The following is a 22,236-nucleotide window of genomic DNA, read 5'->3' as shown; positions in this document are numbered from 1 at the left end:
AGTTTTCCTCGTTCTTAACACGCTTCAGGTAGGCGACGAGGCCGCCTTCTGGTCCGGTGACCACCTGCACGAGCTCCCAGCCCTCCGAACCCCAGTTGTTCAGAATCGCGGCGGTATTGTGCACGATAAGCGGAGTGGTGACGTATTCCCACGTGGTCATCCCGGCATCCCTTCAGGTTCGACAGGGCGATCATCCCTTACCCTGATTCTATGTCTGCCCAAAAATTGAAGCCGTCCGGCGTGCTCGGAGGTCTGCTCGGCCTCCTCGGCTTCAGCGTTCTCGCCGGTGTTCTGGTCACCGCGATGGTCACTCCTGCCATCGCCGTCACCAGCATGACGGCGCAGGGCTCCATCGACATCTTCGAGAACCTGCCCGACTCGATCAAGATCGGCGAGCAGTCCCAGCAGAACCAGATTTTCGCACTGCGCGGCGGTCAACCCGTGCAGATCGCCACCGTGTACAAGCAGAACCGTCAGGTTGTGGGATGGGATGAGGTCTCCCCTCTCCTGAAGAACGCCGCGGTCGACGGTGAAGACCGCCGGTTCTACTCGCACGGGGGTGTCGATGTGCCATCGATCGCTCGCGCCGTGGTGAAGAACACGACGCAGTCGGCCAATGGCACCAGCGGAAGTTCCACCCTCGACATGCAGCTCGTGAAGAACATCCTCGTGCAGGAGGCCTTCACCACGAAGACCGGCGCGGCTCGTGACGCTGCGATCAAGGCGGCGAACGGTGCCACCATCGATCGCAAGCTCAAGGAGATGAAACTCGCGATCGGCCTCGACAAGAAGTACACCAAGAAGCAGATCCTCCTGGGGTACCTCAACATCGTCGGCATGGGCTCGACGACCTACGGTGTGGAGTCGGCGGCGCTGCAGTACTTCAGCGTTCATGCGAAAGATGTCACCCTGCCCCAGGCCGCGAGCCTCATTGCCATCGTGCAGCAGCCCACCTCACAGAACCTGTCCAACCCGAAGAACTACCCCGCGAACAAACTCCGCCGCGACCAGATCCTGAACGCGATGCTGTCCGAAAAGCACATCACTCAGAAGGAGCACGACGACGCGATCGCGACCCCCATCGCCTCCTACGTAAAACTGAGCACCCCGAGCAACGGGTGCCGCACCTCTACCGACCTGAGCGCAGCGGCTGCCTGCGACTATGCCCTCAACGTGATCCGTGCCTCAGACAAGCTGCCCGTCGACATGGGAGCCGCGCCGGTCGTTGACTCCCTCGGGGCGAGCACCGCGGAGCGAGTCGCCAACCTCGACAAGGGCGGCTACAAGATCTACACGACCATCAATCTGGACCTGCAGGACCAGGCTCAGGCCGTGTTGGACGTTCAAGCTCCGGCCGATGAGGCTCGCTTCAAGCTCGGAGCCACCGCAAACACCGTGGAGGCCGGCACCGGAAAGATCCTGGTGATGGCACAGAACAAGATCTTCGATGACGGAGCGGCGCCGGGAGCGACGGCCACAACCGCCTACAACTTCAGCGTCGACGCGCCGTACGGCGGTGCGACAGGATTCGAAACCGGATCGACCTACAAGGTGATCGACCTGGCGAACTGGCTGTCGACCGGCCACGGGCTCAACGACCTCGTCGACGGGCGTGGTCCGCACACCTACGCAGCTTCGGACTTCACCGCGACCGGATGCGATGCCGCTATCCCGGCGACCTACAAACTCAGCAATGATGGCAACTCAGGCGGCAGTTACATGACGGTCAAGTCTGCCCTCATCGGCTCGGTCAACAACGCCTTCATGCACATGGCCATGCAACAGGACCTGTGTTCCATCCGGGACACCGCCAAGGCCATGGGTGCTCACCGCGCCGACTTCAAGGGTGACCTCAATGCCGGGCCCTCCAACATCCTCGGCACGAACGAGCAGGCGCCGCTCACCATGGCTGCCGTCGCAGCCACCATCGGCGCGGGCGGCCTGCACTGCGATCCGATCATCATCGACAAGGTCGTCGGCCCCGATGGCAAGGACCTGCCCGGTCAGCCGGTGACGTGCAATCAGGCGATCAGCGCCGATGTCGCCGCCGGTGTCGCCAACGCCATGATGGGAAGCATGTCCGGCGGCACCAGCTCCCCGGCCAACCCCCGCGATGGCGTGCCGATCGGTGGAAAGACCGGCACCTCGCCGAGCAGCCACCAGGACTGGGTGATCGCCACCAACACGAAGGTCGGATCCTCGGTCTGGACCGGCAACTGGGACAGTGCCCAGACACCGCTCAAGCGGTTCACGAATCCGAAGACCCGCCAGAACTACTACTCCTCATCGCGCTTCGCGATCATGAAGACGGTCATGAAGGCCATGGATGTGTCGGGCACCTACAAGGGCGGCGACTTCCCGAAAGCTTCGGCCGCGATCCTCGGCGGTTCGTCCGCGATCGTGCCGAGCCTCACCGGACAGAGCTCTGACCAGGCCCAGAGGCTGCTGACCAGCCTCAAGTTCCAGTACACGGACGGTGGAACCGAGGCTTCTGGACTGCCCGCCGGACGCGTGACCCGCACGGACCCCGGCGCGGGGGCCAAGGTTCCCGCTGGCTCGAATGTGACTGTGTACACCAGTGATGGCAGCCTCTCCACCACGATGCCGAGCGTGACCGGGCTGACCCGCCAGGTAGCGGATGCGGCTATCGCCAGCGCAGGTTTCGACCCGAGCAAGATCAGCTACCAGTGGGCGAAGGGCAATCCGTTGCCCGGCCAGAGCGACAGCGTCTGTATCGTGCAGGCCTCGAATCCCTCGTCGGGATCGCCGGCCACCAAAACCGATCCGGTCACCCTCACGGTGTACGGCAAGCCCGATGGAAGTGACCCGGGCGGGGTCTGCCCCAAGTGAGCAGGGCATCCGAACGGGCGGTCTCGGCTGCCCTTGCGGTCGCTGCGGTCGGGCTCGGTAGCCTCGCGTGGGGCACGCTGGTGGAGCGCAACCGGTTCACGTTGCGCACTCACACCCTGCCGGTGCTGCAGCCAGGGGCGCGTCCCCTCACCGTCTTGCACCTCGCAGACCTTCACATGGCCCCGTGGCAGCGCGACAAGCAGGAGTGGATCCGCGGCCTCGCGGTATACGAGCCCGACCTCGTGGTCGACACCGGAGACAACCTCGGCCACGAACGGGGGATCGACGGCGTGGAGTATGCCCTCGAGCCCTTCCGCGGCATCCCCGGCGTGTTCGTTCACGGTTCCAACGACTATTTCGGGCCGGTAGCCAAGAATCCGTTCACCTATTTCACCGCGCCCTCGAAGACGGATCACTCGCAGGCCCGTCTGGATAACGGCAGACTCACCTCCTATCTCGAAGGACTCGGCTGGCTTGACCTCAACAACACCGCCCGGGCGATGAGCATCAAGGGCTCGCGCCTCGAATTCCTCGGGGTGAACGATGCCCACGTCGGGTGGGACGAGCTGGCGAAGCTCCCGGGCGCGATGGACGAGATGCGCGAGAACGTGGGCTGGGCGGATGAACCGGGCGGACCGAATCCCGTAACCATCGGCCTCACCCACTCGCCGTACCAGCGCGTGCTCAACTCCCTCGTCAACTACGGCTCAGAGCTCATCTTCGCCGGACACACCCACGGCGGGCAGGTCTGCGTGCCCGGCTATGGTGCCCTCGTGACCAACTGCGACATCCCGCGAGACCAGGTGAAGGGCCTCAGCCTCTGGACGCACGCCCGTCGCACCGCGTATCTCACCGTGTCGGCCGGGCTCGGAACATCCATCTACGCGCCGGTTCGTTTCGCCTGCCGGCCCGAGGCGACGCTGTTGACACTCACGGCCCGAGATATCAGCTATTCTTGACAAGGTCCGCTTTGCGGACCGGCTCGTTTCTTGGGCATCGGGGTGTGGCGCAGTTTGGTAGCGCGCTTCGTTCGGGACGAAGAGGTCGCAGGTTCAAATCCTGTTACCCCGACAGTGCCTGATTCCGGTAATTGTGTGAAAACATTCCGGATATTCAGGTGAAAGGGCTGGGGAGGTTGAAAAACCGCCCCAGCCCTTCTTCTATTTCTTCGTAGCGCCGTGAAGTCGCGCCTGAGTGCCTGAATCTCCGCTGTTAACGCGGTGTGGTGCGGGTGCCGTTGAGCGGCTCCGTCGGGTGGCGAATGCATGCCACTCACTGTGGATCTCCGACTTCCTCGAAGTCGTTCGGCTCTGATTCGGAGAGTAGGTCGCCGACCAAGAATCGTCGCAGCCGGCAACGGCGAGGCGGCGAAGCAACTGCGATGTCTCAGGACATCGGTGGCGGTTCTGCCTCGACACCTAGGTAACACTTGATCTAACCGGAAAGGGCGTGAGGTCATGAACGACATCGACTGGGACAAGGGGAAATGGACGACGCCACCGCTTCACGAAGCGATTAAGGAGGACGGGCTCTACGTCACTGCTCGGGAAAACAGCGACGCTTGGCGCGTCACCTCCTACGGGTTCATCCATGAGTCCGAGCACGCGCTTCTCGCCCCATTCGAGCAAGACAGCGCCGTTGAGGTATCTTTCTTCCTGAACTTCGCAGCCCAGTTCGATCAGGCCGGCATCTTCATCCGAACAGACGAAACCACGTGGATCAAGGCCGGAATCGAATGGAGCGATGGACAGGAGAGTCTGGGCGCTGTTGTCACGAGAGGCGTATCCGACTGGTCCCTTTGCCCCACACCAGGGTGGAACGGGCGACTGGTCACGGTGCGCGCAAGCCGATCAGGCGACGCCGTAACGATCCGCGCGAAGGTTGACGAGGAACCGTGGCGCTTGGTGCGAGTTGCGCCACTCGACCCGGACGCTGTGGTCTCCGCGGGACCGTTCTGTTGCGCCCCGACACGCAGCGGGCTGACGGTCCACTTCACTTCCTGGCGCACCGCCCCGCCGGACGCGAGCCTGCATCCCCACAGCTGACTCGCGCGTCGACACCGAGCCGGCTCCATTCGCTGGCAACCCCCGCCTGATGCGTTGCAGCGAGAGACGGCACGAGCGACGAGCGGGATGACCTGTCTCCGGCCCAAGCGGTACCGACGAAGTGTTGCCGATGTCCTGAGCCAGAACTGTCACGTATGTTGTGAGGCATCACAAGGCAGCGAAGCAATTAGCACCTAGACTCGGGCCGAATCACCGGTGTTTGATTGACCGCTTCCGGCACCCCGCACCTTAAAGGAGATCCCTTCATGAAGTTCCTTCTGCTGATCGGTGCCAGTCAAGAAGCGTGGGCCAGACTTGGGCCTGCGGATTGGTCGGACAACGAGAAGGCACATGGTGCTCTCATCGCCCATCTGAAGGAGACCGGCGAGTTCATCGAATGTGATGAGCTCAACGTCACTCCGGCGGGCGCTCGAATCATCCGCACCGACAACGGTGTCACGTTCAATTCCGATGGCCCGCTCCATGGTGGGGACGACTTCGCATCGGGCTACTACCTGCTCGACTGCGCCGATATCGAACGCGCGTCCGCCATAGCTGCCCAGCTTTACGAAAGCCGCTTTGCGCCCATCGAAGTCCGACAAGTCGGCTCCTGATCGAAATCCTTGCCGATTGGGATGGCATCACGGCCGCGTTGCGGTCATCTCCGAACGGGGTTCGACCATTGCTCGCCAGCCGGACGTCGAACGCGACAAATCTCGAGTCACCCAGATCGATATCAGTCCCAATCGTGTGCTGGGGTGGGTCAGTTGTTTCCCGTCATCGAATGCCGTATAGCACGAGCGCGCCAGCAGCCACTATGCACACCGAGCCGATGATCGACGCGATCACACAGAGCACGCGTTCGCGCCTCACGAGCCGGGCCCTCGGAAGGCACAACACGATTGCCGGGTACTCACGTTGTGCCTTCCAGCGCGAGCTTCTTATTGCCCGCGCAGCGACAACCGGTGCAGAATGTCCAGGCACCTTCGGGGGTGCGCCGGGAGAACGATCTGCTGGTGGTCCGATCGAGCCAAAGCGATTTGACGCGATCAATTCAATATAGGGCGAGTCCCCCAAAAAGGGGACCCCTTGACAATGAGCAGCTTGCACCATGGTGACCCCTGAGCGGATAGCGCTGTCGATGTGCTGACATCCAGACCGCTCGATCCCAGTGGCCGGTGTGTACCGGAACGGGCCGGCTCGGAAATGCCGCCAGCCCGGCCAGGCTGAATTCCGCGCAAGTTACGCGGAAGGATCGCAGTGGTCTTGGAATCCCAGTTCGGATTGAATCGCCCTCGGTGTCGTTCCATCAGCTTCATATCCCAAGAAATCCACCTCAAGGACTGGCACCGCATGCACGGTGTTGAGCACTCGATCGATTCCGAGGTCGAACTAGATTGCCGCTCGACATTTCGCCAGGAACTCTTCGAAGGGCAGCGCCTCGGTACGGGAACTTCATCTGCACGAGGCATGTCGACGGGACTTTGGTCCGTGTTGCACCCGATCACTCGCCGGTAGCGTGAAGCGATCGACCCAATTGGCCCATGACACGCGTGAGCCCAGTCGAAGACGACTCTCTTCATCTAGCAATTCGCAACTCGGCGTCGGACATGCTGTTCGGCACTTCCCCCAAAATCGCAGGACGGGTGAACCACCATGGCACGTGTCGTTGTTCTCGGAGCCGGAGTATCCGGCCATACCGCAGCGCTCTATCTCAAGAAGAAGTTGGGCAAGGAGCACGAGGTCGTCGTCATCTCGCCGAACTCGCAGTGGAATTGGATTCCCTCCAACATCTGGGTGGGCGTCGGAAAGATGGCGCCAGAGAAGGTCGTCTTCCCGCTCGCGCCGATCTACCGGCGCAAGGGCATCGAATTCCGTCAGGCGAAAGCCGTCGGCATCCTTCCCGAGGGAGACGCGGGTGATGCGCGCGCTGCCGTCGACGTCGTGTACACCGGCACCACACGCACCGGCGAAACAGAACGAATTCGCTACGACTACCTCATCAACGCGACCGGGCCGAAGCTGAAGTTCGCCGCAACACCTGGCCTTGGTCCGGATGGCGGTTACACCGCTTCGGTCTGCACGCCGAGCCATGCGGTCGACGCCGCACAACGCCTTGCCGACGCGATCATCGCCCTCCGGGCGGGCACCCCTCAGACGCTCGTGGTCGGGGTCGGGCACGGCACCTGCACCTGCGAGGGAGCCGCGTTCGAGTATGCCTTCAACGTCGAGCATGAACTTCGGGCCGCTGGTGTGCGCGACAAGGCCGAAGTGATCTACCTCACCAACGAACACGAACTCGGCGACTTTGGCGTCGGCGGAATGGTCTTCGACACCCGCGACGGACGCGTCTCCAGCGAAGCGTGGATGGCATCTCTCTTTCGCGAACGCGGAATTCGCGCCATCACACAGGCCGCCGTCACGAGCGTCGAGCCCGACGTCATCAACTACACGCAGATCGACGGATCAACCCACACCCAGCCGTACGACTTCGCGATGCTGCTACCGCCCTTCGGCGGGGTCGACCTCACCGCTACCGATCGATACGGCGCCGACATCACCGCAGAGGTCTTCGCGCCGAGCGGCTTCATGCGCGTCGACGCGGACTACACCGCGCGGCCGTTCGAGGAGTGGACCGCCTCCGACTGGCCGAAGACGTACCAGAATCCGACCTACGGCAACATCTTCGGCGTGGGCATCGCCTTTGCGCCACCACACCAGATCTCGCGCCCGTACGCCACCCCAGACGGGATCGCCATCGCTGCAGCACCCCCGCGCACGGGCATGCCCTCCGGCGCAATGGGCAAGGCTGTCGCGCTCACCATCTCCGACATGATTCTCACGGGCGCGCCCAAACCGACCCACACCGCCTCGATGGGCGAAATGGGTGCAGCGTGCATCGCATCCACGGGCACCGGGCTCCTCCGCGGCACGGCCGCAGCCATGGCGATGTCGCCCATAGTCCCCGACTATTCGCGCTACCCCTCGACCGACGGGCGAGACGCGACCGAGACCACCGGTGACATCGGTCTCGCTGCCCATTGGGTCAAGCGGCTGCTGCACACCGCCTTCATCTACAAGGCAAAGGCCCTGCCACTGTGGTACCTCATCCCGGAGTGATCCGAGGCGGAAATCCAACCGCCTCAGGCGTCGCGAAACCGCGCGTCACCCCACGAATAGATTCGGACTGATCTCATGGACACCGCGCAAAATCAGATCGACAGAGCACCCCTTACCGACGCGAGGGAATTGCGTCGACGCCGCAACCTCATCATCCAGTTCTTCCATTTCGTGACCCTGAATTGGAAGATGTACAGCCTGGCCAAGAGCCACCACTGACCACAGCAACCCGCAGTGGTGACGGCTACTCGAAGTCCATGTCGGGAGCCGACCCGTAGGCGGAATCGGGCTGATCCACGAGCACCCGCCGTCGACCGCTGCCGAGCAGGCCGTTGCTCTCCTCGAGGTAACAGGCTCCGCAGAGGGACTCGTACGTCACTTCGAGGGCCCCGTCGATGGCCACCTGGTCTCCGTCGAAGATGAACCGGCCGTCGATCTTCCGCGCATTGAACATGGCCTTGCGACCACACCGGCAGATCGTCTTGAGCTCCTCGAGCGAGTGTGCGACCTCGAGCAGGCGCCGGCTTCCCGGAAAGGCGACGGTCTGGAAGTCGGTGCGGATGCCGTACGCCATCACCGGTACCGCCTCGACGATCGCGATGCGCAACAGGTCGTCAACCTGCGTCTCGCTCAGGAACTGCGCCTCGTCGACGAGGAGGCAACTCACGTTCACCCCGGTCTCCGCGAACACCCGGCCACGCTCGCGCTCGAACAGGGAATACACGTCGTCATCCGGGGCGATCACGAAGTCCACCGGGCGCGTGACCCCGAGCCGGGAGACGATATCGCCCTCCCCGCGCGTGTCGACGGAGGGCTTCGCCAGCAGCACCTGCTGCCCGCGCTCCTCGTAGTTGTACGCGGCCTGGAGCATCGCCGTGCTCTTGCCACTGTTCATCGCGCCATAGCGAAAATAGAGCTTTGCCACTACTGGAGGTATCCGTCCTCGGCAGCGCGGCGGATGAGATCCGCCTTCTTGCTCGCCGGTCTGTTTGCTTTGGCGTATTTCTCCCGCACCCGACGCAGGTAGGTCTTCGCGGTCTCGTACTGCACGTTCATCTGACTGGCGACCTCGGTGGTGCTGAAGCCGACAACGTAAAGCTTAAACGCCTCCTCCTCGCCGTGGCTCAACTTGGGACGGGACTGGTGCATGGCCCCCACCGGCAGCGGACGCCAGTCCTTCTGCAGGTTCTCGCCGGTCTCAACGCCCATCACCTCCCGCGCGCTGTCCATGACCTCCCGCATCGGAATGGCCTTGGAGAGGAAGGCGGATGCCCCGGCATCCAGTGCCCGCTCGCGAGCCTCTCGCGTGTCGAGGCTCGAGAGCACGATCACCTTCGCGCCGGCGGCCCGGCAGGTGCGCACCCGCGCCTCTATGGAGACCGACTCTTTGAGCTGGAAGTCGATGAAGACCAGTTCCGTCGGAAAGTTCTCGCTGTGCACGAGCTGCAGCCAGGTGCCCGCGCTCAACACGAGGTCGAAGTCGGGAGCATTGGCGCTGATCCAGCTCGAGAGGCTGTCGAGCAGAACCTCGTGGTCGTCGAGGATCGCGAGCCGCACGCGGTGCCCGGTGCGACCGTTGACCGGGTTAGTCGAGGTCATAGGAGAACCTCAGAGTGAGTTCGGGATGCAAGAAATCGACCTCCAGGTGAGTGAAAACAGCACGCAGTACCGCCAGGAAGGGAGCGAAGGTAGAGCGCAGGACGGAATCGGCGACGGGCAGGTGCGCGGTGATGACGCCGTGACCGCGCCCGCCGTAGTCCGAGAGCACGATGCGCAACTGGTCGCGGGTGAACCCGGGAATGTTGGTGAAGGCCACGAGCAGAGCACGAATCGCGGTGCGCTGGCCGATGCTCATCGCCTCGGCGACGCGACGCGGGTCTTCCACCACCGCTCCAGCGGCTGCGCGCCTACCCGTGCTCTCCACCCCGGTGAACTCCATGAGCGACTCCAGCCAGGAGCGGTCCACCTCTTCGACCATCACGCTGCGGATCGAGTCGGCGATCGAGCGCGCGCGCTCGCGGTCCGCATCCGTGATCGTGTCTCTGGCCAGCACCTCCGTGAAGAACGGCAGTACGTCCCGGTTGAGGATGGTCACACGGTCCTGCTGCACCGATCGGGCGATTCCTTCCCGGAACTCCCGCACCAGACTCGTGGATGCCACCTGCGCACGTCGCTGCCAGCGCTCGATGGAGGCGACGACCCCCTTGGAGAACATCGCCGCCGAGAGGCTGAGCGCGAGCATCGGCGTGACGGCCAGCACGATGAAGGCGAGCGGCGGACCGGGGGTGACGAGGGACGGAACCTCGAAGTAGGTGATGATCCCGATGGAGATCGCCGAGATCAGGCCACCGGCCGTGATCTCCCGCGCGGGCCGGTAGGGTCCGAGAGCCACCAGCAGGATCCCCAGAGTGGCCGGCCCCCAGTCGTCGCGGATGTACGCGTTCGATCCGGCCTGGCCGATCGCCTCGCACACGATGGCGGCCATGGCCGTCACCTGCACTGCCGTGTGGCTCGCGGCGGTCAGGGGGGCACGGTTGGGGCTCGCGCTCGCGATGAGGATCACTCCGGCGATTGCGAGAAGGGCAAGGGCAAGGATGGCGAACGGCGGGTTGGAGATTTCGGCCCGACCGCCGATCGTCATGAAGACCGCGTAGAGGAATGCCCCGACGGCAAGGAAGATCGCGACCGGGCCGACCCCGGTGGTGCCGGCCGGGTCGAGCTGCTGGCGGGTGCGCTCGACGATGGTCACGAGGCATCCACCTCCGAGGAGCGATCGGAGCACCGCGCGGGCACGCGGATCATGATCGACGTTCCTCGTCCGGGAGTCGACCAGATCTGCACCGCTCCGCCCACCTCTTCGATGCGCTGGCGCACCGAATGGCGGATGCCGAGCCGATCGGGTGCGGTCTCCGCCTCGGAGAAGCCGCGACCCGCGTCGATGACCATCACCGAGACATCCGACTCCGACCCGAAGACGGCAACCTCCGCCCGGGTGAGTCCCGAGTGGCGGAGCACATTGACCAGGCACTGTTTCACCGCGAGCCCGAGCGAGACGGAGGTCTCCGCATCGAGGCCGGAGATCGCGTCGTAGTCTCCGGTACATTCGATGTCGAGTCCGAGGAGACGAGACTCGGCGATCGCGCCGAAGAGGGGGGTCTGCTCCCACCGGCGCCGGAGTGCCGGGTCGACAACGGGCTCGGGCTCGGTCAGCCACTCCTCCCCCACCAGGGTCTCGAGATCACGCTGCACGACGGTGCGCAGGTGCGGGTCGAGGCTGTCCCCGACCGATCCGGCGATTGCGGCAAGGTGGCTCAGGACTGTGTCGTGAAGCAGCGAAGCGGCCTTCACCTCTATGCGATGGCGCATCGCGGCAAGCTGCTCATCCCGAGCCGCTCGATGAAGCATGGGCTGGGTCCGGCGCGAGCTGCGACGGCTGAGGCTGCCGACGATGAAGATGATCGCCGTGACCGCGTAGGCGAGAAAGGTCGTGAGGTAGAACTCCCAGCGCTGTCCCGCGACGACCATTGCCGCGCCCGCCGAGATCTCGGCGGCGAGATAGCCGGCGGTGCACCACGCCAGCCTCGGCACGATGTGGGGGGCCGAGCCGCCCACCATCACGAGTGCGATCTTGGGGAGGGACAGAGACAGCGCATCGCTTTCGAGGATCGGGGGGCTCTGCGAGTAGAAGGTGAGAACGAACCAATAGGTGCAGGCCGCACCGACCACGAGGTAGGCGACAGAGTAGAGAGTGTCCCGGGTGCGCGCACTCAGGTAGAGCAGAACGAGCATGGGCACGATCGCGACCATCGCGGGCCACAGCACCGCCGAGGTGCGGGAGAACTGGAAGGCGGCGACGCTCACGAGAGCGGCGATCAAGCAGGTGTAGGCGACCGCATTGAGAGACCGGCCGAACGATCGGCTCACCGTGCGCTCTGCTAGGTGGGACGGCAATCCGAGGGTCATGCAATTCCCTCCGTTGGCCGCCAGAGGTTCAGTATGTCATCGCATCCGCCGCATTTGTACCCCGTTGCGCGGCTGATTCTTGCAGATTACGTCTCGATATGAGGAATATGTCCCCTTCCGCAGCCTGAGGCCGAAACAAATCCTCAGGTTCAGAAGGGTCAGTTGCTCGGTGGGCGACCGTGAGGGTCGGCCGGTGGCCGGTTCCATCCGACCCCGCTCCAGCCCGTTGGCTCGGATGAGCGGCGAGCGAAGCAGTAGGTGCCGCGAACGCTACTGGGCGATCTCGAGCACCTTCTGCGTCGACCCAAGGGTCTTCTTGGCCAGCTTCGGATCATCCGAAAGCAGCGTGCCATAGGTCGGCACCATCTCGCGGAGTTTCGGCGTCCACGCCTCGATTCGGTCCGGGAAGCAGCGTTTCAGCACATCCAGCATGATCGGCACTGCCGTGGATGCTCCGGGCGACGCCCCGAGGAGCCCCGCGATGGAGCCGTCGGCCGAGCTGATCACCTCGGTGCCGAACTGCAGCACGCCACCCTTCTCCTTGTCCTTCTTGATCACCTGCACGCGCTGCCCGGCGGTGATGCTGTACCAGTCCTTCGGATCGGCAGTGGGCATGAACTCCTGCAGTTCCTTGAACTTCGCGGACTTCGAGGCGGCGAGCTGGGAGACCAGGTAGCGAACGAGACCGAGATTCGATGCACCGGCCGCGAGCATCGGAATGAGGTTGTGCGGGCGGATCGTTGCGAAGAGATCGAACCACGAGCCGTTCTTGAGGAATTTGGTATTGAACCCCGCGTAGGGCCCGAACATGAGACTGGCCTCGCCGTCGACGACGCGCGTGTCGAGGTGCGGCATCGACATCGGCGGAGCGCCGAGAGCGGGCTTGCCGTAGACCTTCGCCTGGTGGCGTGCCACGACCTCGGGATTGTCGGTGCGGAGGAACTCCCCGCTGACCGGGAAACCGCCGAACCCGCGGATCTCGGGAATGCCGGACTTCTGGAGCAACTTGAGGGCCCCACCGCCGGCGCCGACGAAGACGAACCGGGCTCGCACATCCTGAGGCGTGCCCCCGACCTCGTGCACGACGTGCAGGCGCCACAGGCCGTCCTTCTGGCGCGTGATGTTCTTGATGCTGTGTTCGGTGAGCAGCGCGGCGCCGTTGGAGGTGAGGTAGTCCATCAGTCCATTGGTCAGAGCGCCGAAGTCGACATCGGTGCCCGCGTCGATGCGGGTGGCAGCGATGGGCTGGTCCTTGCGGCGGCCCGGGATCATGGCGGGTGCCCAGGAACGGATCACCGCCGGGTCGTCGCTGAACTCCATGCCGGCGAACAGCGGATGCCCGGCGAGCGCCTCTTGCCGACGGCGCAGGTAGTCGACATTCTCGGCACCCCAGACGAAGCTCATATGCGGCACGGGATTGATGAAGGCCTGCGGATCGGGAAGCAGGTCCTTGCCGACGAGGTAGGACCAGAACTGGCGCGACACCTGGAACTGTTCGTTCACCTTCACGGCACTGGTGATCTCGATGGTGCCATCCGCCTTCTCGGGCGTGTAGTTGAGCTCACAGAGGGCGGAGTGACCGGTGCCCGCGTTGTTCCACGGGTTGGAGCTCTCGAGCGCGACATCCCCGAGCCTCTCGAAGATCTGGATGCTCCAGTCGGGCTGGAGCTGCTTGATGAAGGCGCCAAGGGTGGCGCTCATGATGCCGCCGCCAATCAGCGCGACGTCGACGAGTCTGCCTGGTAAAGTCACGCATCCAGTTTACGGTGGCGAATCCGCCCGCTCTCCCTGAGCGGCCGCGCGACGGCGTTAAAGCCCCGGATTCTTAACCGCGGCTTCACGCGGTGGCGCGTGCTGCGACTCAATCACCCTTGACGGCGTCGCCGAAACCGAGAGCTTCGATGGTGCGGATCTCGGGTGCCGCGGCGAGGAGCGAGCCGGCTCGAGCGAGCAGCGCCGTCACGGCCGGCGCCGCCAGGTGCGCCTCGAGCGCCTCCGGGCTCGCCCAGCGCTCGATCGTCACGATGACCGAGCCGTCCGAGTAGAGCGCGTACTGCTCGCAGCCCGGCTCCTGCTGCACGAGCGGGGTCGCCTCTTCGAAGGCGGCGGTCAGCTCGGGCAGTTTGCCGTCTTGCGGGGTGATGGTGGCGATGACGACGATAGACATGCTGTTCTCCTTTGAATGATGGCTAGTGACATCTTCCTCCACGACCCGGGGAGAAGCGCGCGCCGCTGGGGCGCCCGGTCAGAGGCCGAGGCTGTGCAACTCCGACTCCATGCGCTTCGCCATCTGCGCATAACCGGTGTCGTTGGGGTGCAGACCGTCGCTGGCCATCCATTCCGGGTGGTGCTCGATCCAGTGCGAGGCTCCGGGGATGTAGTCCGCGTGGATGGCCGCTGCCGCGTCCTTCACCCAGCCCGAAATCACAGCCAGTGACGCCGGACGGGCATCCGTGTACCAGAACGGCTCGACGACGATGAAGCGCGCATCGGGGAGCGCGGCTTTGAGCCGCTGGAAATCCGTGGTGATCTGGGCCTTGATGCGGTCGGCGGCGACATCGTAGGAGAAGTTGTCGTTGAGACCCATGGTGATGAAGACGATCTCGGGCTTCGACGCGATCACCTCGCCGGGTTCGTCGATCGCGCTCGAGCGGTTGTTCACGAAGCCGAGGCCGTTCACGCTCGGGTTGAACTCGTTCCAGTTGCGTGCCTTCGAGATCACCGTCGACCAGCGTTTGGCGGGATCGCTCGCCCCGGTTCCGAGGGTGTAGGAGTCGCCGTAGAACGAGACGCGAGTGCCCGTTCCGGTCGACTCGGATCTATCGGTCCCGCGCTGCCCGGTGCCGGCCGCAATCGCAACGAGAGCGCCAACGAGCAGGACGGCGGCGCACAGGCCGGCGACGAGGAGGGTGATTCGACTCATACCGGTGGTTCGGCGTGGTCGCGACCGCGGCTTGGTACCGTCGGGGGACTACCGCGAAACGGGAAGCTGCGCCGCGACGAGTTCCGCGATCTGCACGGCGTTGAGCGCCGCGCCCTTGCGCAGGTTGTCGTTGCTGATGAACAGCGCAAGGCCGCGGTTGTTCGGCACTCCCTCGTCCTGGCGGATGCGGCCGACATACGAGGGATCGGTGCCGGCTGCGGCGAGCGGGGTCGGGATGTCGGAGAGCTCGACGCCTGGGGCATCCGCCAGCAGCCGCCTGGCGCGCTCCACCGTGAGTGGCTTGGCGAACTCCGCGTTGATGGAGAGAGAGTGACCGGTGAACACCGGCACGCGCACGCAGGTGCCGCTCACCAACAGCTCTGGTAGCTCGAGGATCTTGCGGCTCTCGTTGCGCAGCTTCTTCTCCTCGTCGGTCTCGAAGAGCCCGTCGTCCACGAGGTTTCCGGCGAATGGGATCACGTCGAAGGCGATCGTCTTCGGGAAGGTTGCAGCCCGGGGGAAGTCGATGGATGAACCGTTGTGCACGAGACTGCGCGGCTCCTGTTCGATCGCCGCCTTCGTCTGCTCGTAGAGCTCTTCGCCGCCGACCAGTCCGGCTCCGGACACCGCCTGGTAGGTGGACACGATCAGTCGCTGAAGGCCGGCTTCGGCATCCAGCACCTTGAGGATCGGCATGGCCGCCATGGTCGTGCAGTTCGGGTTGGCGATGATGCCCTTGCGCGCCTCCGCGATCGCGTGCGGGTTGACCTCGCTCACGACGAGGGGCACGTCGGGATCCATGCGGAATCCCGAGGAGTTGTCGATGACGGTGACACCGGCCGCCGCGAAGCGGGGCGCCTGCGCCCGTGACGTGGTGGCTCCCGCGGAGAAGATGGCGATGTCGATGCCGGACGGATCCGCGGTCGACGCGTCCTCCACGACGATGTCTTCGCCCTTCCAGGGCAGCGTGCTGCCGGCCGAACGCGAGGATGCGAAGAAGCGGATGCCCGCCACCGGGAAGTCCCGCTCCTCGAGCAGCCGACGAACCACGGCGCCGACCTGGCCGGTGGCTCCGACGACCGCGATGTTCACTCCTACAGTCATCGTCCCGTTCCTCCGTGAACCTTCGCGACCTCGTCGGCGTCGAGCCCGAAGGCGCGGTGCACGACCCGCACGGCCTCATTGATGGTGTCGGCGCGCGTGACGACACTGATGCGGATCTCGCTGGTGGAGATCATCTCGATGTTGATCCCGGCCTCGAACAGGGCGGTGAAGAGCTTCGCCGAGACCCCGGCATTGGTGCGCATTCCTGCGCCGACAAGCGCGAGCTTGCCGATCTGGTCGTCGTACTGGAGAGAGTGGAAGCCGGTCTCGCCCTTGCTGTCCTCGAGCGCTTTAAGAACGCGGGCGCCGTCCGACTTGGGAAGGGTGAAAGAGATGTCAGCGAGGCCGGTGGCCGCGGTCGAGACGTTCTGCACGATCATGTCGATGTTGGCATCGGTCGCGGCGACGATGGTGAAGATCTGGGCGGCCTTTCCGGGAACGTCCGGCACACCGACCACGGTGATCTTCGCCTCGCTCAGGTCGGCTGCCACCCCGGAGATGATGGGCTCTTCCACGTTTTCGCCTTCTTTCGGATTGACCACGAGCGTGCCCTCGTAGTTGTTGAACGACGACCGCACATGAAGCGTAACCCCGTGCCGTCGGGCATATTCCACTGCGCGAATATAGAGGACCTTCGCCCCGGCGGCAGCGAGCTCGAGCATCTCCTCACTGGTGATGCGCTCGATCTTGCGGGCGGCGGGCACGACCCGGGGGTCCGCGGTGAAGATGCCGTCGACATCCGTGTAGATCTCGCACACGTCCGCGTCCAGCGCGGCAGCAAGAGCCACAGCGGTCGTGTCGGATCCTCCACGACCCAGTGTGGTGATGTCGCCGGTACCGCGGTTGAAGCCCTGGAATCCGGCGACGATGGCGATGGCCCCGGCATCGAGAGCGGCGCGCACCCGCGTGGGGGCGACATCCACGATTCGAGCGCTGCCGTGCTTGGCATCGGTGCTGAGGCCAGCCTGGCTTCCGGTATAGGAGCGGGCCTCCTGGCCCATGCTTTTGATCGCCATGGCGAGGAGCGCCATCGAGATGCGCTCCCCCGCCGTGAGCAGCATGTCGAGTTCGCGGCCAGTGGCGAGCGGGGTGACCTCGTTGGCCAGGTCGAGGAGTTCATCGGTGGTGTCGCCCATGGCCGAGACCACGACGACGACCTCGTTGCCCGCCTTGCGGGTCTCGACGATGCGCTTCGCCACTCGCTTGACGCTCTCCGCATCGGCGAGCGACGAGCCGCCGTACTTCTGCACGATCAAGCTCACTGGTACTCCTGGGGATCGGGATGCCGACTGCTGGCCGACTCCCCATCCTAAATGCTGAGCGTGGATGCGGCTGCTCTGTGACACAGGGGCCCGGTGCTCGTCTGTCCGGCTGCGCTGAGACTAGTTCTCGACGAGCCGGCGGCCCTCGAAAGCGCGACCGAGAGTGACCTCGTCGGCGTACTCGAGGTCACCACCCACCGGGAGTCCGGAGGCGAGCCGGGTGACCCTCAGGTCGAGATGCATCAGCATCCGTGAGAGATACGTCGCCGTCGCCTCCCCCTCCAGATTGGGGTCGGTGGCGATGATCACCTCGGTGACCACGCCATCGGCGAGGCGCTGCATCAGCTGGCGGATGCGCAGGTCATCGGGCCCGATGCCGTCGATGGGGCTGATGGCACCGCCGAGCACGTGGTAGAGGCCCTTGAACTCGCGGGTGCGCTCGATCGCCACCACGTCCTTCGCCTCCTCGACCACACAGATCGTGGCGGGGGAACGACGCGGATCGCGGCAGATGTTGCAGAGCTCCTGCTCGGTGACGTTGCCGCAGATGTCGCAGAAGCGCACCTTCTCCTTCACCGTCATCAGCACCTCCGCGAGGTGGGTCACGTCGAAGGTCTCGGTCTGCAAGATGTGGAAGGCGATGCGCTGTGCTGATTTCGGCCCGATGCCGGGCAGACGCCCGAGCTCGTCGATCAGTTCCTGGACGATTCCGTCGTACACGCCTACTGCTCTCTCGGGGCGACCCGGGGGGCCACGGTCTGTTCTTCGATGAAGCTGGCGCCGAGGATCTCCCGCACGACGGATTCCCCGTAGCGCTGCTTGCCGTCGGCCATCGCGACCGGTGCGGGGCGTTTGGGAGCCGCCGGCTCGGTCGTCTCGACCGGCGCGAGCACCGGCTCGGGCATCTGCTTCTTCTCGGCCACAGGCTTCGGCTTGGTCTCGGGCTCGGAGTCGGTGATGACCGCGGTCTCCCAGGTGGCACCGGAGGGAGCGGCTGGCTCGATGTCGGGCTCGGTCTGCTCTGGCGGCTCCTGCGAGGCGGGCGGGCCATCGGCGACCGGCGGTCGCGCGGCGGTCGGCGCGGGCGCGGCGGCAGGCGCGGTCGGAGCGTCCCCACGGGACGGTTCCGCGCGGGAGGTCTCCGCACGGGAGGTCTCGGCACGGGCGGTCAGCAGCGGACGGAACCCGAGCACGTCGTACACGGCCTGCTTGAGGTAGTCCGAGATTCCTTCGCCGGGGGTGGTGCGCTGCTTGAGGGCATCGACGTCAGTCTGGCTGGCGAAGGACAGATCGAGGATGTTGCCGTCACGCAGCGCGAGCGGGGTTGCGGTATAGACGACCATCCAGGCCGTTCGTTTCGCCTTCTCCACCCGCTCGAGGATCTCGGGCCAGCTGTCCTTCACCTGCTGGAAGGTGACGACACTCGGGATGATCGGGGGCTCCGTGACCGGCTCGGGAGTCTTTGGTGCGGCACCGAAGCCGTAGACGGGGCCGGCCGGCGGTGCGGGGGTCTCGATGCGTTCGCCGGCGCTCGCTACTCGACTGGCGGGCGATTCCGCGGGTCGAGCAGGGCGCTCCGCCGTGTCGAGACCAGCAGGCTGCGGCGCGGGGCTCTCGATGCGCTCGCTCGCGCTCGCTCCTCGACTGGCGGGCGGTTCAGCGGGTCGAGCAGGGCGCTCCGCCGTGTCGAGACCGGCCGGAGCATCTATCCCCATGCGTCGCTCCAGGCGCTCGACCCGCGCGAGAGCGCCGCGGTTGCTCTCGTCGCTCTCGGGAACCAGCACCCGCGCGATCATGAGCTCGAGGTGCAGGCGCGGGGAGGTGGCGCCGGTCATCTCGGTGAGAGCCGAGTTGGCGACATCCGCGGCCCGGGAAAGCTCGGCGGTACCGAACCTCGAGGCCTGCTGGCCCATGCGGTCGAGCTCGTCGGGCTGCACACCGCGCAGAACCGCCGCGGCGCCGTCGCCCGTGGCGCTGACGATAATGAGGTCGCGGAGTCGTTCGAGCAGGTCTTCGACGAAGCGACGCGGATCCTGGCCGGTCTGGATGACGCGGTCGATCGCGGCGAACGCGGCAGAGGCATCCCGGGCACCGAGCGCGTCGACGACCTCGCCGAGCAAGGCACCGTGCGTGTACCCGAGCAGTGCCACAGCGCGCTCGTACTGCACCAACGAGCCCTCGGAGCCGGCGATGAGCTGGTCGAGAAGTGACAGGGTGTCGCGCACGGAACCGCCGCCGGCCCGCACGACGAGCGGCAGTACGCCGGCTTCGACATCCACCTTCTCGCTCTGGCAGAGCGACTGAACGTACTCGAGCATCTGCGCAGGAGGAACGAGGCGGAAGGGATAGTGGTGGGTTCGCGAGCGGATGGTTCCGATCACCTTTTCGGGCTCCGTCGTCGCGAAGATGAACTTGACGTGCTCCGGCGGCTCTTCGACGATCTTCAGCAGCGCGTTGAACCCCTGTGGCGTCACCATGTGCGCCTCGTCGAGGATGAAGATCTTGTAGCGGTCCCTCGCCGGGGCGAACACGGCGCGCTCCCGCAGGTCGCGTGCGTCGTCGACACCGTTGTGGCTCGCTGCATCGATCTCCACGACATCCATCGATCCACCGCCGTCGCGGCTCAGCTCGATGCAGCTCGGGCAGACGCCGCACGGAGTGTCGGTGGGGCCTTCCACACAGTTGAGGCACCGGGCCAGTATCCGGGCGGAGGTCGTCTTGCCACAGCCGCGCGGTCCGCTGAAGAGATAGGCGTGGTTGACCCGGTCGTTTCGCAGCGCCGTGCGCAGCGGATCGGTCACCTGCGACTGCCCGATCAGCTCGGCGAAAGTCTCTGGCCGATAACGGCGATACAGGGCGGTGACCACCAGCCAAGACTACCCGGGGCAGACGACACGACCCGGGCCGTTCGCCCCCAGCGGCGGCCGGTGTTCGCCGCGAGCGAGGTGCCGTCCATCCCGCCCGCATAACTCCTGCAGAATCCTGCCGACGGGCGCGCCGGTTCCGCAAATCCGGGGTTCCTCCCGCCCCGACGAGAAAAGTGCAGGAGTTATGCCGGGGGGCTCGGGCTGCACACCGGCGTACCGTGGAGGCATGCGCATAGTCATCGCCGGAGGACACGGCAAGATCGCCCTACTACTCTCCCGCCAGCTCGCCGAAGCCGGCCACGAACCGGTGGGCATCATCCGAAAGCCCGAGCAGGCCGACGACCTACGCGCTGTCGGCGCCACACCACTGGTGCTCGACCTCGAACATTCGACCATCGACGAACTGGCGGTCGCGCTCACGGGCGCAGATGCCACAGTCTTCGCCGCCGGAGCGGGACCGGACAGCGGTCCGGATCGCAAGCTGACCCTGGATCGCGACGGCGCGATCCTCCTTGCCGATGCCTCTGTGCGGGCCGGGGTGCGCCGAATGATAGTGATCTCATCGATGGGCGCCGATGGCTTCGACGCCTCCTCCGACGACGGATTCCAGGTCTACCTTCGAGCGAAGAGCGAGGCGGATGCCGCGGTTCGCGAGCATGACCTCGACTGGACCATCGTGCGCCCGGGCAGCCTCACCGACTCGGATCCCGCCGGTGTCGTAACCCTGGGCGAGTCGGTCGCGCGCGGTAGCATCCCCCGAGCGGATGTCGCGGCTCTGGTGAGCGCGCTGCTGGTCGGGGGCACCGCCGTCGGTCGCCAATTCGAGGTGACGTCCGGTTCCACGCCCATCGTCGAGGCGCTCGGCGCTCTCTAGCCGAGCGCGGGGCGAGCGCTACCGCTCGCCCGCCGTTAACGGGTGGCAACAAGGTTCGGGCGACGTCAGCGAACGAGAGAGAACACCTGCCGGGCGATCTCCAGCTCCTCGTTGGTGGGGATCACCAGCACGGCGACGGGCGAACCATCCGGGGAGATGAAGCGCGCCTTCTTCGAGACGAGTTCGTTGCGGTCGTGGTCGATCGAGATTCCGAGGAACTCCAGCCCGGCGAGGGTGCGACGACGCAAAAGGACATTGTTCTCCCCGACTCCGGCGGTGAACACGAGCGCGTCGAGGCCCCCCAAGTGGGCGATGTAGGCGCCGATGTAGCGCCGAACGCGATGCCGGTAGACGGCGAGCGCGGCCTCGGCCGTCGCGTCCCCTTGCGAGGCGGCATCCTGGACATCGCGCATGTCGCCGCTGCCGGTGAGTCCGAGAAGTCCACTCCCCCGATTGAGCAGGGTGTCGAGTTCGTCGAAATCGAGACCGGCCTGGCGGTGCAGGTGGATGAGCACAGCCGGATCGACATCGCCCGAGCGGGTGCCCATCACGAGCCCCTCGAGCGGCGTCATCCCCATGCTCGTCTCTACCGAGACCCCGCCGTCGATGGCGGCCACGGATGCCCCGTTACCGAGGTGCAGCACGATGCTCTTGAGCTCGGAGAGGGGCCGGTCGAGGAAGAGCGCTGCCTGCTCGGAGACGTACTTGTGCGAGGTGCCGTGGAAGCCGTAGCGCCGCACCTGATGCTTCTTCGCGAGCTCCGCATCGATCGCGTAGGTGTAAGCCGCCGGGGGAAGCGTCTGGTGGAACGCCGTGTCGAAAACGGCCACGTGGGGCACCTCCGGCAGCGCCTTCTTCGCTGCCCGGATGCCCTGCAGGTTCGCCGGGTTGTGAAGAGGCGCGAGGGCGGCGAGATCGTCGATCTGGGACTCGACCTCGCCGGTGATGAGCGTGGCGCGATCGAAGATCGACCCTCCGTGCACGACCCGATGACCGACGGCGACGATCTCCGTCGCCGACCCCAGTGTCCCGAGCACCTGCCGTATCCCGGCCTCGTGATCCGCGACGCTCGAACCGGGCTCGCCGATCCGTTCGATCAGCCCGCTGAGGGCCACGGCCTCCGTCTCGACATCGATGAGCTGGTATTTGATCGAGGACGAGCCGGAGTTGACGACGAAGATCTGGGTCACGCTGTGTCCGTTCGGATGGGGGTCTCGACACGCTCGCT

19 protein-coding genes, 1 tRNA gene and 1 pseudogene are annotated in these 22,236 nt (G+C 65.3%); 8 read left to right on the top strand and 13 right to left on the bottom strand.

Features of this window, described 5'->3' with window-relative positions:
• Positions 1-19: 19 nt before the first annotated feature.
• Positions 20-160, bottom strand: a pseudogene (gene sp36, locus ABIB54_RS02375) (Sp36 family protein); the annotation flags it as partial.
• Positions 161-210: 50 nt separating this feature from the next.
• Between sp36 and ABIB54_RS02370 the strand changes: the two are divergent.
• The 7 genes from ABIB54_RS02370 to ABIB54_RS02340 all read left to right on the top strand — a co-directional run bounded on the left by ABIB54_RS02370 (position 211) and on the right by ABIB54_RS02340 (position 8,234).
• A complete protein-coding gene (locus ABIB54_RS02370) occupies positions 211-2,850 on the top strand; it encodes a transglycosylase domain-containing protein (RefSeq protein ID WP_354573906.1) in 2,640 nt (879 codons plus the stop codon).
• Complete coding sequence (locus tag ABIB54_RS02365; protein ID WP_354573905.1) at positions 2,847-3,809, top strand: metallophosphoesterase; 963 nt, start codon at positions 2,847-2,849, stop codon at positions 3,807-3,809. The genes ABIB54_RS02370 and ABIB54_RS02365 overlap by 4 nt, the downstream gene beginning before the upstream one ends.
• Before the next feature lie 38 nt (positions 3,810-3,847).
• Positions 3,848-3,921, top strand: a tRNA-Pro gene (locus tag ABIB54_RS02360).
• Positions 3,922-4,307: 386 nt separating this feature from the next.
• Positions 4,308-4,895, top strand: coding sequence for a DUF1349 domain-containing protein (locus tag ABIB54_RS02355; RefSeq protein WP_354573904.1), 588 nt, complete (start codon positions 4,308-4,310; stop codon positions 4,893-4,895).
• Between the two features lie 266 nt (positions 4,896-5,161).
• Complete coding sequence (locus ABIB54_RS02350) at positions 5,162-5,509, top strand: YciI family protein (RefSeq protein WP_354573903.1); 348 nt, start codon at positions 5,162-5,164, stop codon at positions 5,507-5,509.
• Between the two features lie 1,042 nt (positions 5,510-6,551).
• Positions 6,552-8,015, top strand: a complete 1,464-nt coding sequence (locus ABIB54_RS02345; protein WP_354573902.1) for an NAD(P)/FAD-dependent oxidoreductase — start codon at positions 6,552-6,554, stop codon at positions 8,013-8,015.
• A 75-nt stretch (positions 8,016-8,090) separates the two neighbouring features.
• The gene (locus ABIB54_RS02340; RefSeq protein ID WP_354573901.1) at positions 8,091-8,234 is read left to right on the top strand and encodes a hypothetical protein; all 144 of its coding nucleotides are present in this window, start codon (positions 8,091-8,093) and stop codon (positions 8,232-8,234) included.
• A gap of 25 nt (positions 8,235-8,259) precedes the next feature.
• Here ABIB54_RS02340 and ABIB54_RS02335 read toward each other — a convergent pair whose 3' ends face one another.
• The 11 genes from ABIB54_RS02335 to ABIB54_RS02285 form a co-directional block, all read right to left on the bottom strand.
• The gene (locus ABIB54_RS02335) at positions 8,260-8,940 is read right to left on the bottom strand and encodes a thymidine kinase (RefSeq protein WP_354573900.1); all 681 of its coding nucleotides are present in this window, start codon (positions 8,938-8,940) and stop codon (positions 8,260-8,262) included.
• On the bottom strand, positions 8,940-9,614 hold the full coding sequence (locus tag ABIB54_RS02330; protein ID WP_354573899.1) for a DNA-binding response regulator: 675 nt from the start codon (positions 9,612-9,614) through the stop codon (positions 8,940-8,942). Before ABIB54_RS02330 ends, ABIB54_RS02335 begins: the two co-directional genes overlap by 1 nt.
• Positions 9,601-10,764 carry a hypothetical protein gene (locus tag ABIB54_RS02325; RefSeq protein ID WP_354573898.1) on the bottom strand — a complete coding sequence of 388 codons (1,164 nt, stop codon included), beginning with the start codon at positions 10,762-10,764 and terminating at the stop codon, positions 9,601-9,603. Before ABIB54_RS02325 ends, ABIB54_RS02330 begins: the two co-directional genes overlap by 14 nt.
• Positions 10,761-11,978 (bottom strand): sensor histidine kinase, encoded by a 1,218-nt coding sequence (locus ABIB54_RS02320; protein ID WP_354573897.1) that lies wholly within the window; start codon positions 11,976-11,978, stop codon positions 10,761-10,763. Before ABIB54_RS02320 ends, ABIB54_RS02325 begins: the two co-directional genes overlap by 4 nt.
• Before the next feature lie 270 nt (positions 11,979-12,248).
• Positions 12,249-13,730 carry a malate:quinone oxidoreductase gene (locus tag ABIB54_RS02315; protein ID WP_354573896.1) on the bottom strand — a complete coding sequence of 494 codons (1,482 nt, stop codon included), beginning with the start codon at positions 13,728-13,730 and terminating at the stop codon, positions 12,249-12,251.
• 109 nt (positions 13,731-13,839) lie between these two features.
• Positions 13,840-14,145 carry a putative quinol monooxygenase gene (locus ABIB54_RS02310; RefSeq protein WP_185202397.1) on the bottom strand — a complete coding sequence of 102 codons (306 nt, stop codon included), beginning with the start codon at positions 14,143-14,145 and terminating at the stop codon, positions 13,840-13,842.
• Between the two features lie 78 nt (positions 14,146-14,223).
• Entirely contained in the window at positions 14,224-14,901 is a 678-nt protein-coding gene (locus ABIB54_RS02305) for an SGNH/GDSL hydrolase family protein (protein ID WP_354573895.1), read from the bottom strand.
• Positions 14,902-14,949: 48 nt separating this feature from the next.
• The gene (locus tag ABIB54_RS02300; RefSeq protein WP_354573894.1) at positions 14,950-16,005 is read right to left on the bottom strand and encodes an aspartate-semialdehyde dehydrogenase; all 1,056 of its coding nucleotides are present in this window, start codon (positions 16,003-16,005) and stop codon (positions 14,950-14,952) included.
• Complete coding sequence (locus tag ABIB54_RS02295; protein WP_354573893.1) at positions 16,002-17,267, bottom strand: aspartate kinase; 1,266 nt, start codon at positions 17,265-17,267, stop codon at positions 16,002-16,004. The genes ABIB54_RS02300 and ABIB54_RS02295 overlap by 4 nt, the downstream gene beginning before the upstream one ends.
• 120 nt (positions 17,268-17,387) lie before the next feature.
• Entirely contained in the window at positions 17,388-17,987 is a 600-nt protein-coding gene (gene recR / locus ABIB54_RS02290; RefSeq protein WP_185202393.1) for a recombination mediator RecR, read from the bottom strand.
• A 2-nt stretch (positions 17,988-17,989) separates the two neighbouring features.
• Complete coding sequence (locus ABIB54_RS02285; protein WP_354573892.1) at positions 17,990-20,134, bottom strand: DNA polymerase III subunit gamma and tau; 2,145 nt, start codon at positions 20,132-20,134, stop codon at positions 17,990-17,992.
• 226 nt (positions 20,135-20,360) lie between these two features.
• Here ABIB54_RS02285 and ABIB54_RS02280 point away from each other — a divergent pair, with 226 nt between their 5' ends.
• Positions 20,361-21,008 carry an SDR family oxidoreductase gene (locus ABIB54_RS02280; protein WP_354573891.1) on the top strand — a complete coding sequence of 216 codons (648 nt, stop codon included), beginning with the start codon at positions 20,361-20,363 and terminating at the stop codon, positions 21,006-21,008.
• A 65-nt stretch (positions 21,009-21,073) separates the two neighbouring features.
• Here the strand turns inward: ABIB54_RS02280 and ABIB54_RS02275 are convergent, their stop codons facing one another.
• A complete protein-coding gene (locus ABIB54_RS02275; protein WP_354573890.1) occupies positions 21,074-22,198 on the bottom strand; it encodes an acetate/propionate family kinase in 1,125 nt (374 codons plus the stop codon).
• Between the last annotated feature and the right edge of the window lie 38 nt (positions 22,199-22,236).

It is taken from the genome of Frigoribacterium sp. UYMn621, assembly GCF_040549525.1.
Classification (GTDB): Bacteria; Actinomycetota; Actinomycetes; order Actinomycetales; family Microbacteriaceae; genus Lacisediminihabitans.
Note: the sequence above shows the minus strand (reverse complement) of the source record. Positions and strands in the feature narration are given on the sequence as shown.